General features: G+C 73.2%; 9 protein-coding genes. 4 read left to right on the top strand and 5 right to left on the bottom strand.

All coding sequences use genetic code 11. From position 1 onward, the window contains the following. The coding region (locus JF597_RS28620; protein ID WP_294002111.1) for an ABC transporter transmembrane domain-containing protein at positions 1 to 2,133 on the top strand (2,133 nt) is incomplete at its 5' end. 103 nt (positions 2,134 to 2,236) lie between these two features. Continuing rightward, a complete protein-coding gene (locus JF597_RS28615; RefSeq protein ID WP_294002109.1) occupies positions 2,237 to 2,629 on the top strand; it encodes a hypothetical protein in 393 nt (130 codons plus the stop codon). 238 nt (positions 2,630 to 2,867) lie between these two features. Here the strand turns inward: JF597_RS28615 and JF597_RS28610 are convergent, their stop codons facing one another. Both JF597_RS28610 and JF597_RS28605 read right to left on the bottom strand, forming a co-directional pair. Then, complete coding sequence (locus JF597_RS28610) at positions 2,868 to 3,485, bottom strand: hypothetical protein (protein WP_294002107.1); 618 nt, start codon at positions 3,483 to 3,485, stop codon at positions 2,868 to 2,870. Positions 3,486 to 3,587: 102 nt separating this feature from the next. Then, positions 3,588 to 5,381 (bottom strand): glycoside hydrolase family 3 protein, encoded by a 1,794-nt coding sequence (locus JF597_RS28605; RefSeq protein ID WP_294002105.1) that lies wholly within the window; start codon positions 5,379 to 5,381, stop codon positions 3,588 to 3,590. 487 nt (positions 5,382 to 5,868) lie between these two features. Here JF597_RS28605 and aroA point away from each other — a divergent pair, with 487 nt between their 5' ends. Further along, a complete protein-coding gene (gene aroA / locus JF597_RS28600) occupies positions 5,869 to 7,119 on the top strand; it encodes a 3-phosphoshikimate 1-carboxyvinyltransferase (RefSeq protein ID WP_294002104.1) in 1,251 nt (416 codons plus the stop codon). A 9-nt stretch (positions 7,120 to 7,128) separates the two neighbouring features. On the opposite strand, the gene JF597_RS28595 is transcribed toward aroA, so the two are convergent. After that, the gene (locus tag JF597_RS28595; RefSeq protein WP_294002103.1) at positions 7,129 to 7,929 is read right to left on the bottom strand and encodes a sugar phosphate isomerase/epimerase family protein; all 801 of its coding nucleotides are present in this window, start codon (positions 7,927 to 7,929) and stop codon (positions 7,129 to 7,131) included. A gap of 17 nt (positions 7,930 to 7,946) precedes the next feature. After that, complete coding sequence (locus JF597_RS28590; protein ID WP_294002102.1) at positions 7,947 to 8,882, bottom strand: bifunctional helix-turn-helix transcriptional regulator/GNAT family N-acetyltransferase; 936 nt, start codon at positions 8,880 to 8,882, stop codon at positions 7,947 to 7,949. 393 nt (positions 8,883 to 9,275) lie between these two features. Here JF597_RS28590 and JF597_RS28585 point away from each other — a divergent pair, with 393 nt between their 5' ends. Beyond that, entirely contained in the window at positions 9,276 to 9,671 is a 396-nt protein-coding gene (locus tag JF597_RS28585) for a hypothetical protein (protein WP_294002100.1), read from the top strand. A gap of 297 nt (positions 9,672 to 9,968) precedes the next feature. On the opposite strand, the gene JF597_RS28580 is transcribed toward JF597_RS28585, so the two are convergent. Then, on the bottom strand, positions 9,969 to 11,015 hold the full coding sequence (locus JF597_RS28580; RefSeq protein ID WP_294002098.1) for a LacI family DNA-binding transcriptional regulator: 1,047 nt from the start codon (positions 11,013 to 11,015) through the stop codon (positions 9,969 to 9,971). Positions 11,016 to 11,221: the final 206 nt, after the last annotated feature.

The raw sequence follows: 11,221 nt of genomic DNA, 5'->3' as shown, positions 1-11,221 counted from the left end.
CTCAACCTCGCCGACCGCATCGCCGTCCTCGACGGCGGCCGGCTCGCCGACATCGGCACCGACGAGGAGCTCCAGCAGCGGTCCGCCCTGTACCGCCGGCTCCTCACCGACCCCGACGAGCTGGGCGGGGTCTCCCCGGGGCACGCGCTGCCCCTCGAACCGCGCGAGGACACCTCCGTGCGGGACGAGCTGGACGCCGAGTTCGACGCCGAGCGCGGTGTGACCCCGCGGCTGTGGACCGGCGACCGTACGCCCCGTGACCTCGCCCTCGCCGGCACCCCGGCCACCCCCGAACTCCTCGCCCAGGTCGAGGCGCTGCCCCCGGCGACCGACGTCCCCGACATCGACGAGGCCGGCGCCGTACGCCCCGAGGACTCCTACGGCCTGCGCCGCCTGCTGCGCGGCTTCGGCGGGCCCCTGCTCGTCAGCCTCGGGCTGGTCGCCGTGGACGCCGGCATGGGCCTGCTCCTGCCGATCCTGATCCGGCACGGCATCGACCAGGGCGTCAGCAAGATGGCGATCGGCGCGGTCTGGGCGGCCTCGCTGCTCGGCCTGGTCGCGGTGCTCGTCCAGTGGGCGGCCCAGACGGGCGAGACCCGGATGACCGGCCGCACCGGCGAACGGGTCCTCTACTCCCTCCGCCTGAAGATCTTCTCCCAGCTCCAGCGGCTCGGGCTCGACTACTACGAGCGGGAGCTGACCGGTCGGATCATGACGCGGATGACGACGGACGTGGACGCGCTGTCCACGTTCCTCCAGACGGGCCTGGTCACCGCGTTCGTCTCCGTCGTCACCTTCTTCGGGATCATGGTCGCCCTGCTGGTGATCGACGTACAGCTCGCGCTCGTCGTCTTCACCACCCTGCCCCCGCTGGTCGTCGCGACCTTCTTCTTCCGCCGGGCGAGCGTGAAGGCGTACGAACTGGCCCGCGAGCGGGTGTCGGTGGTCAACGCCGACCTCCAGGAGTCGGTGTCCGGGCTGCGCATCGTGCAGGCCTTCCGGCGGGAGCGGGACAGCGGGCGCCGCTTCACCGAGCGCAGCGAGAGCTACCGCAAGGCCCGTATCCGGGGGCAGTGGCTGATATCGGTCTACTTCCCGTTCGTCCAGCTGCTGTCGTCGGTGGCCGCGGCGAGCGTGCTGATGGCGGGCGCCCACCGGGTGGAGGCGGCGACCCTCACCACCGGCGCGCTGGTCGCCTACCTGCTCTACATCGACCTGTTCTTCGCCCCCGTCCAGCAGCTCTCCCAGGTCTTCGACGGCTACCAGCAGGCGACCGTCTCCCTCGGCCGCATCCAGGAACTCCTGCGCGAGCCGACGTCCACGCAGGCGGCGGAGCGGCCCCGCGACGTCGGTTCCCTGCACGGCGACATCGCCTTCGAGAACGTGCACTTCGCATACGGTGCAGCCGACGAGGGCGACGCAGCCCTGGACGGCATCGACCTGACGATCCCCGCCGGGCAGACCGTCGCCTTCGTCGGCGAGACCGGCGCCGGCAAGTCGACCCTCGTCAAGCTGGTCGCGCGGTTCTACGACCCGACGAGCGGCCGGGTGACGGTCGACGGCACCGATCTGCGCGACCTCGACCTCACCTCGTACCGGCACCGGCTCGGGGTCGTCCCGCAGGAGGCGTACCTCTTCCCGGGGACGGTCCGGGACGCCATCGCCTACGGCCGCCCGGACGCCACCGACGCCCAGGTGGAGGCGGCGGCCCGCGCGGTCGGCGCCCACGAGATGATCGCCACCCTCGACGGCGGCTACCTCCACGAGGTGGCCGAGCGCGGCCGCAACCTGTCCGCGGGCCAGCGCCAGCTGATCGCCCTCGCCCGGGCCGAGCTGGTCGACCCCGACGTCCTGCTCCTCGACGAGGCGACGGCGGCCCTCGACCTGGCGACCGAGGCCCAGGTCAACATGGCCACCGACCGCCTGACGGGCCGTCGTACCACCCTCGTGGTCGCCCACCGGCTGACCACCGCGGCCCGCGCCGACCGGGTGGTGGTCATGGACCACGGCCGGATCGCCGAGGACGGCACCCACGACGAACTGCTCGCCCGCGACGGCCGGTACGCCGAGCTGTGGCGCACCTTCATCGGCCAGCCCGAGGAACCGGAGGAGCCGGTGGGCGCGACCCGGTGAGCCCGCCTCCCTGACGGCCGTGCAACCATCCGACATACGTCGGGCGTCCGTACAACAGTACGGTCATGGCTGGTGCACAGCTGCGGTACGGGAGGGGACGACTGTGGACAGGGGTGGGATACGCCGACGGCTCGCGCTCGGTGTGGCCGTGCTGGCCGCCTCCGGGGCGCTCGCGCTCGTGGCACCGGCCGAGGCCCAGGCCGTGACGGCGGCGAACTGCGCCGGGCGCGAGGTACGGACCCTGGCCTTCGCCACCGGCACCGTGCACGTCTACCGGCAGGGCGGCTACGTCTGCGCGATCACCCTGCCCAAGAACTCCGGCGGCAGGCGGACCATGTCCGTCAGCGTCCAGGCCCGCGGCAACCGCCCGGTCGTCGACAAGGGCAAGTACAGCCACCGTGCGGGCCCGGTCACGGTCCACGCGGGACACCGGTGCGTGTGGGTGCGGGGCACGGTGGGGCGGAGCTCGGTGAGCTCGGGATGGATCCTCTGCTGAGGGGGGACCGCCCGTGCGCATACGACGAGAGGTCCGCTGGGTCCTGTGGGGGCTGTGGGGCGCGTGTCTGCTGTTCTGCGTCTGGTTCTTCGCGGAGGCGATCGCGCTGTTCCGGCAGGCCGAGTCGTGGTGACGGGAGCGGCGTCCGCGGCATCACCGCGACGCCTGCCCACTGTCTGGCCCGTGCCCTGGACGCTCCGGACGAGCCCCCGCTGCGGGCGCTGCTGACACGGAGCGTTCACAGCCGCCGGGCGCAGCCCACCGGATGCTCACCGCCCAGCTGCACGTAGAGGGCGGTGGACGCCGGGCAGGCGTCCCGTGAGGCCACCGCCCGTACCACCCGGTACTGCGGCTTGCGTCTCCCCGAGCCGTCGCAGGCGGTCTCGCGGACCTCGCCCCGGCCCGAGCCGTAGACACAGTCGCCGACGATCGTGCGCGGGCCGCCGCCCCCGCCGGGGTCGCCGGGGTGCGGCGGCTCCAGGCTGCGCATGCAGGCGTAGCCCTGCGGGATCGTTCCGTCGCCGTCCTCGCCGCCGCCCGCGCGCTGGGCGCCGATGTGCAGCACGAAGTCGGTGGTGGCCGGGCACAGCGGACCGTCGGCGACGGTGCCGTCGTACCGGGCGATCACCCGGGCCGCCGCCCGTTCACTGGTGCAGGGCACCTCGGTGAAGCCGGCGGTCCCGAACGAGCTGCACTCGCCGACCGCGAGGAACCGCGTGCCGAACCCGGACGGCGCCGGGCTCGCCGTCGAGCGCGCGCTGCCCGCCGGTGCCTCGGACGACGGCGTCCGGCAACCGGCCGGCAGCAGCACGACGGCCACCGCCACCAGGACCCCCGCAAAACGTCTGCTCCGCATACCGACCCCCCTGCCAGCGTGGCCCGCGATCACGGTCCGCGTCAGCTGTACGGGAGGCTTTCCGCCTGTTGGGGACGTTACGCCCGGTTCCGCGGCGTACGTCTAATACGTCAGCCCGTGGCCGATCGGATACAGCACCTGGGCCGGATCGTCCGCCCGTTGCACCGGCACCGGCAGTCTGCCGCGCGGCGCCACCTTGCCCGCGATCACCCGCGCCGCGGCCCGCAGTTCGACGTCGGTCCAGGAGTAGGCCGCCAAGCAGGCTCGCACGGAGGGGAGTTGGGCGACATCGTAGGGATTGCGCACCGCCACCGCCACCACCGGGCGGCCGGTCGCGACCAGCCGTTCCACCAGCTGCTGCTGTCCGCTGCCCGCCGTCACGTTGTACGTCCCGACCACCACCGCGTCCGCCTCCCGCGCCGCCGCGACGGCCTTGTCGACGGTCGTGGCGGACGGCGCGGTACCCGTGGACAACGCGCTCGCGGTGAAACCCAGTCCGGTGAGGGCGGCGGCGAGCACGCCGGTCGGCGGGCCCGTCGTACCGGACGGCGAGTCCGGGTCGGCGCCCACGACCAGCACCTTTGCGTGCGTGCGCGGGGAGAGGGGGAGCAGTCCGCCCTCGTTGACCAGCAGGGTGGTGGTGTGCTCGGCGATGCGGTCGGCGGCGGCGAGGTGCTTCGCCGCGCCGACCACCCGGCCGACGTCCTTCGTGTTGACGTACGGCCGGTCGAGCAGCCCCAGCCGGGACTTCAGCCGCAGGATCCGCAGGATCGACTCGTCCAGCCGGGACTCGGTCAGCTCACCGTCCTGCACGGCCTTCAGGACGGCGTTCCAGGCGATGTCCAGGGTGGGCGGGTTGAGGAGCTGGTCCACTCCGGCCTTCAGGGCGAGCACCGGCACCCGGTCGTCGCCGTACTTCGTGCGCACCCCCTCCATGCCCAGGGAGTCGGTCACCACGACCCCGTCGTAGCCGAGTTCGTCGCGCAGGATGCCGGTGAGGACCGGGTGCGAGAGGGTGGCCGGGTCGCCGGAGCCGTCCAGGGCCGGGAACTGGATGTGCGCGGTCATGACGGAGTCGATGCCGGCCTCGATCGCCGCCCGGAACGGGACCGCGTCCAGCTTCTCCCACAGCTCCCGGCTGTGCGTGATCACCGGGAAGCCGGTGTGGCTGTCGACGGCGGTGTCGCCGTGCCCCGGGAAGTGCTTGGCGGTGGCCGCCACGCCCGCCTCCTGGTACCCCTGCACCTCGGCGGCGACCAGCGCCCCGACCGCGTCCGGGCCGGCCCCGAAGGACCGTACGCCGATGATCGGGTTGGCCGGGTTCACGTTCACGTCGGCGTCGGGGGAGTAGTCCTGCCGGACACCCATCGCCCGCAGCTCCGCGCCGGAGACACGGCCGACGGTGCGGGCGTCGGCCCGGGAGCCGCCCGCCCCGAGGGCCATGGCGCCCGGGAAGAGCGTGGCGGGCCTGCCGATCCGGCAGACGGCGCCGTGCTCCTGGTCGGTGGCGATCAGGACGGGCAGGCCGCGCGGCTGTTCCAGCGAGGCCCGCTGGATCCCGTTGGACAGTTCGGCGATCTGTCGCGGGTCACGGGTGTTGTGCGTCCAGGTGAAGTAGATGATCCCGCCGACCCGGTACTTCCCGATCAGCTCGGCCGCAGTGCGGACGCCGATCTCCTTGAGGTTGGCGTCGATGTCGGCCTGGTCGGGGTCGGTGGCCGAATGCCCGTAGACCCGCATCATGAACAGCTGCCCGACCTTCTCCTCGAGCGTCATCCGGGAGACGATCGCGCGGAGTCTCTTGTCGTCGGAGCCGAGGGCGTTCGCGCTGGTGCCGACGGCCAGTCCCGCGGTGACGCCCGCGGTCGCGGCGAGGACGGTGCGTCTGGAGGGCACGTGCGCTCCTTCCGGTGGAGAAACCGGCTGAAGGAAACTTCCGTGGGATCACCAATATTCGGGAAGTTTCTTTCCGTCAAGGGAAAGCACGGTACCCGCAGAGGGGCCGCCATCGGCGCATTGGGAGGGGGGCACGTCGATGGCGGCGGGCCGGCGGCCGTGGTGCGGCGGAGAGGGTAGGCCGGCGCTCGCAGCCAGCAGCGAGGGCCGACACCACACCACGGAGACTCTTCCGACAGCCTGCGCTTTGGACGGACGGGACGGGGGAGGGGTTCCCGTCGGGCGGTCCGTTTCCGTAATTCGGGAAGGGGGAGCTGGAAGTTACGTCAGGGACAGCGCCCCTGAAAGGGGCGCTGGGGGTGCCCCCGGCCGAAGGCTGGGGGAGGAACTGCGCGAACAACCCCCACCGGCCCGAAGTCGACGAACGACCTGTTCCACCCCCTGGAAAACCCCCCACCCGAGCCTCCCGGCAAGCGATCATGACGGCATGCCCCTCGTCGACATCCCCGGTTCCAAGTCCGTCACCGCCCGCGCCCTCTTCCTCGCGGCCGCCGCCGACGGAGTCACCACCCTCGTCCGCCCCCTCCGCTCCGACGACACCGAGGGCTTCGCCGAGGGCCTGGCCCGGCTCGGCTACCGAGTCGGCCGCACCCCCGACACCTGGCAGGTGGACGGCCGCCCGCAGGGCCCCGCGCTGCCCGAGGCCGACGTCTACTGCCGGGACGGCGCCACCACCGCCCGCTTCCTGCCCACCCTCGCCGCCGCCGGCCACGGCAGCTACCGCTTCGACGCCTCCGAGCAGATGCGCCGCCGCCCCCTCGCCCCGCTCACCCGCGCCCTGCGCGACCTCGGGGTCGACCTGCGCCACGAGGCGGCCGAGGGCCACCACCCGCTGCGCATCGAGGCGGCCGGCGTCGAGGGCGGCGAGGTGACGCTCGACGCCGGGCAGTCCTCGCAGTACCTCACCGCCCTGCTCCTGCTCGGCCCGCTCACCCGCAAGGGCCTGCGGATCCGGGTGACGGACCTGGTGTCCGCGCCGTACGTGGAGATCACGATCGCGATGATGAGGTCGTTCGGGGTGGAGGTGGCGCGGGAGGGGGACACCTTCGTCGTGCCGCCGGGCGGGTACCGGGCCACCACCTACGCGGTCGAGCCGGACGCCTCCACCGCCAGTTACTTCTTCGCCGCGGCGGCCGTGACGGGCCGTGAGGTCACCGTCCCGGGGCTCGGGCGGGGCGCGCTCCAGGGGGACCTCGGGTTCGTGGACGTACTGCGGCGGATGGGCGCGGACGTGGAGGTCGGCGAGGACCGGACGACCGTCCGGGGCACGGGCCGGCTGCGCGGCCTGACCGTCGCCATGCGGGACATCTCCGACACCATGCCCACCCTCGCGGCCGTCGCCCCCTTCGCGAGCGGTCCCGTCCGGATCGAGGACGTCGCCAACACCCGGGTGAAGGAGTGCGACCGGCTCGACGCCTGCGCGGAGAACCTGCGCCGGCTGGGCATCGAGGTCGCCACGGGCGAGGACTGGATCGAGATCCGGCCCGGCACGCCCGTCCCGGCCGAGATCAAGACCTACGGCGACCACCGCGTCGTCATGTCCTTCGCGGTGACCGGGCTGCGCACGCCCGGGATCTCCTTCGACGACCCCGGCTGCGTGAAGAAGACCTTCCCGGGCTTCCACGAGGCGTTCGGTGAGCTGGCCGCGGGGTGGGGGATTCCGGTGGCCGGCGCGTGAGGGCGGGGGTCAGGCCGACTCGGTGAGCAGCCGGGCCAGGTGCTCCCGGCCCGCCGCCAGCAGGCCGGGCAGCGGGGCCGCGGCCTCGTACCAGCGTTTCTCGTACTCCCAGCACAGCCAGCCGTCCCAGCCGTGCCGGGAGAGCACCTCGACGCACTCGGAGAGGGGGAGGATCCCGGCGCCGAGCGGCAGCGGGGTGGTGTCGTCGGCCGAGGCGATGTCCTTGACCTGGACGTAGCCGAGGTGCGGGGCGAGCGCCGCGTAGGTCTCGGCGGGCTGCTCGCCGCCCAGCCAGGTGTGCATGACGTCCCAGAGCGAGCCGACCATGCGGTGGCCGACCGGGCCGAGGACCCGGATCGCCGCGGCGCCGGTGCGGTGCGAGTCGTGGGTCTCGAGCAGCACCCGTACGCCGAGCGCGGCGGCGTCCTCGGCGACCGTGCCGAGCCGCCGGGCGGCGATCGCGTCGGACTCGGCCGCGGGCAGGGACGGGTCGGCGCCGGGGAAGACGCGGACGTAGGGGGCGCCCAGGTCGTGGGCGAGCTGGAGGAGTTGGCGGGTCTCGTCGAGGACCGGGGCGTCCGCGCCGGGCGCCGCGAGGCGCGCGTACCCGGCGACGCCCAGGACCTCCACCCCGGTCGCCTTGAACTCGGCGGCCACGTCCGAGCGCGCGGCCGGGCCGAGGCCGGGGTGCACGGGCTCCTCCGGATGGGCGCGCAGCTCGACGCCGTGGTAGCCGTGGGCGGTGGCGAGGGCCAGCACGTCCGGCACCGGCAGACCGGGAACCCCGAGGGTGGAGAAGGCGAACTTCATGCCCACCAACCTACTTCTCACTCACCGGTCGTGTGCAGGTCCAGCCGCCAGTCCTGGCCGACCAGGTCCTTGCCGAAGGAGCGGTGCGGTTTCTCGGCGGTGAGGACGAAACCGTGCCGCTGGTAGATGCTGCGGGCGGCGGACAGCACGTCGTTGGTCCACAGGACCAGCTCCCGGTAGCCGACCCCGCGCGCGAAGTCGGTCACGGCGGTGACCAGCCGGTCGCCGATGCCGAGCCCGCGGGCCTCCGGTTCGACGAGCAGCAGCCGCAGCCGTGCGGTGCCCGGCGCGTCGTCCCGTACGCACATCACGCAGCCCACCGGACGCCCGGCCCACTCGGCGATCCAGGTCCGCTCCAGGTGCGGGTCGTGGTCCTCGGCGTAGTCGGCGACGATCCGGGCGACGAGGCCCTCGTAGTCGGTGTTCCAGCCGTACTCGGCCGCGTACAGGGCTGCGTTGCGCTGCACGATCCAGCCCAGGTCGCCGGGGTGCGGCTCGCGCAGCACGACCTCGCCGGAGCCCTCGGGGGTGTGCCCGTCGCCGAGGATCGTGCGGATGGTGCGCATCGCCTCGGCGAGGCGGGACCGCTCGCCCGGGTCGACGGCGCCCAGCAGGGAGCCGACCGATTCCCGGGCCCGTTCGTCGAGCAGTTCGGCGGCCGCCCGGCCGCCCTGGGTGAGGGAGACGCGCCGCCGCCGCGGGTCCTTCTCCGAGGGCGCGCGCTCGATCAGCCCGGCCTCCTCGAACTTGTTGAGGATCCGGCTCAAGTATCCGGCGTCCAGCGCGAGATCGGACCGCAGGTCGGCCGCGTCGGTGTCGGCGGCGTGCGCGAGCTCGTACAGCACCCGGGCCTCGGTGAGGGTGTACGGGGCGTAGAGGTGGCGGCCGTAGTCGAGGGCGCCGATGAGATTGGTGTAGAAGCGGTTGAAGGCACGGACGTCCTGGACGGTCATGGCTGGACCCCGATGTTTGACTGAGTCAGAGATACCGCGCCTCCGAGGCTATCCCGCCACCCCGCCCGGCCGGAAGGCGTCGGCCCGAACGGCGGCGCCGCGGGCTTTACTTGTCTTTTTTGGTTGGCCCGGGTCCTGCTTTTGACTTCGTCGCGTCCGCGCCGTAGGTTTATACACGAACGTCACTTATGTCCGTTTCAACCAGGACGTGACGTGGTCCGCCGGAAGAGCTCGGACCGGTGCGGAGAACCGGCATCACGGGCGGCGGACGCGTTCTGAGCTGCGCGCAGGCTCTGGAGCGCACGCAGGGCGGCCGACCCTCCTGACATGGCGGCCGTCGTCACTAACCACACCCTCGGAGAGGGGCGAACCATGCGCGCGCACACCACACGTATGAAGAGGGTCGCCATCGCTGCGATTTCGGCACCCATCCTGGCGCTCGCCGCCGGAGCCGGAGTCGCCAGTGCGGCCACCCACGCGGCGCCCGACCACGTCGTCTCCTACCAGGACAACGGCGGTGGCGGTGGCGGCGGCGGCCACGGCGGCGGCGGTGGCGGTGGCCACGGCGGCGGCGGTGGCGGTGGCCACGGCGGCGGCGGTGGCGGCCATGGCGGCGGAGGTTACGGCGGCGGAGGCCACGGCGGCGGTGGCTACGGCGGCGGTGGCTACGGCGGCGGTGGCTACGGCGGTCACGGCGGCTATGGCGGTGGCTATGGCGGCTACGGCGGTCACGGCCACGGTGGCTACGGCGGCGGCGACGACGACTACGGCTGGGGCGGCTGGGACTGAGCCGGCCCTCCGCGTCTGACCCTCCCCTGAAATCAAAGGACGGATCCGGGTGCCCGACCTTCGGGCACCCGGATCCGTGTATCCGGCCCCGGTATCGGCCGGGCGGCTGCCCGGCCGATACCGGGAGCGAGGGACGTCCGGGGCATCTGAGCCGTGCCCCCGGTGTCGTCCCCTGTGCCAGGTCGGCTGCGGTTCAGCAGCGCCCCTAGGGGCGCGGGGAACTGCGCGACCAGCCACGACGGCGCTGCACCCGGCAGCCGCCGGACGCCACATCGCGGCCCTCCCCCAGCGGAGCGCTCAGCCGCGTGGCACCCCCGAGGACCCCCGGACCATCAGCTCGCCGCGGACCGTCGCGATCCCGCCCGGCGGCGGCTCCTCGCGGCCCATGGCGATGCGGCCGGCCCGCGCCCCCGCCTCCGCGAGCGGCAGCCGGACCGTCGTCAGCGACGGCACCGCGTCGATGCTGAACGGCAGGTCGTCGAAGCCGGCCACCGACACGTCCGCCGGGATCCGCAGCCCCGACTCCCGCAGCGCCGCGCACGCGCCCAGCGCGACCGAGTCGTTCGCCGCCACCACCGCGGTGAGCGTCGGGTCCCGGCGCAGCAGCTCCAGCGTCGCCTCGTAGCCCGCCCGTCGGTCGTACCGCCCGTGCACGGTCCAGCGCGGGTCCTCCTCGATACCCGCGTCGGCCAGCGCCGCCCGGTGGCCCTCGAGGCGGTGCCGGGTGGTCGTCCGCTCCTCCGGGCCCGCGATGTAGCCGAGGCGCCGGTGGCCCAGGCCGATGAGGTGCTCGGTCAGCTGCTTGCCGCCGCCGCGGTTGTCGAAGGTCAGCGCCACCGCGTTGGTGTCCGGCGCCGGCGGCCGCCCGCACAGCACCACCTTGGTCCCGGCGTCCGCCAGCTTCCGCAGCTTCGCCGCCACCGCCGCCGCGTGCGGCGCGTCCTCCACGGCCCCGCCGGTCAGGATCACCGCTGCCGCCCGCTGCCGTTGCAGCAGCGTCAGGTACGTCAGCTCCCGCTCCGGCGACCCCCCGGTGTTGCAGGTCACCGCCAGCCGCTCGCCGCCCGCGCGCCCGCCCGGACCGCCGATCTCGCCCTGGATCGCGCTCGCCATGATCCCGAAGAACGGGTCGGCGATGTCGTTGACCAGGATGCCGACCAGGTCGGAGGTGGCCGCCGCGAGCGCGCTCGCCGGCCCGTTGAGGACGTAGTCCAGCTCGTCCACCGCCCGCAGCACCCGCTCCCGTGTGGACGCCGCCACGGGGTAGTTGCCGTTCAGTACGCGCGACACCGTCGCGGGCGAGACCTGGGCGCGGGCCGCCACGTCCGCCAGGGTCACCGTCATCTTGTCGTCCTCCGGTCACGCGTCTCGTCGTACGTCGTCGTACGCAGCCTGATCGGCAGCCCGATCAACAGCTTGCTCATAGGAAGCCCCCTTGCCGTGCAGACCATAAGGCCATTCACTCCTGTTGTTCGCCCCCTCGAACAACTCGACCCCATCACGGTCTTGTACAGACCAGGGGTCAAAGGCTAACTTCAGACCATATAGAA

Origin of the sequence: Streptomyces sp., assembly GCF_019510245.1 — a bacterium.
In the GTDB taxonomy this organism is placed as follows: Bacteria; Actinomycetota; Actinomycetes; order Streptomycetales; family Streptomycetaceae; genus Streptomyces.
Note: the sequence above shows the minus strand (reverse complement) of the source record. Positions and strands in the feature narration are given on the sequence as shown.

Coding starts and splice junctions, on each gene's coding strand:
- JF597_RS28610 (WP_294002107.1), bottom strand. CDS start 3,485: ATGCGGAGCAGACGTTTTGCGGGGGTCCTGGTGGCGGTGGCCGTCGTG.
- aroA (WP_294002104.1), top strand. CDS start 5,869: ATGCCCCTCGTCGACATCCCCGGTTCCAAGTCCGTCACCGCCCGCGCC.
- JF597_RS28595 (WP_294002103.1), bottom strand. CDS start 7,929: ATGAAGTTCGCCTTCTCCACCCTCGGGGTTCCCGGTCTGCCGGTGCCG.
- JF597_RS28590 (WP_294002102.1), bottom strand. CDS start 8,882: ATGACCGTCCAGGACGTCCGTGCCTTCAACCGCTTCTACACCAATCTC.
- JF597_RS28585 (WP_294002100.1), top strand. CDS start 9,276: ATGAAGAGGGTCGCCATCGCTGCGATTTCGGCACCCATCCTGGCGCTC.
- JF597_RS28580 (WP_294002098.1), bottom strand. CDS start 11,015: ATGACGGTGACCCTGGCGGACGTGGCGGCCCGCGCCCAGGTCTCGCCC.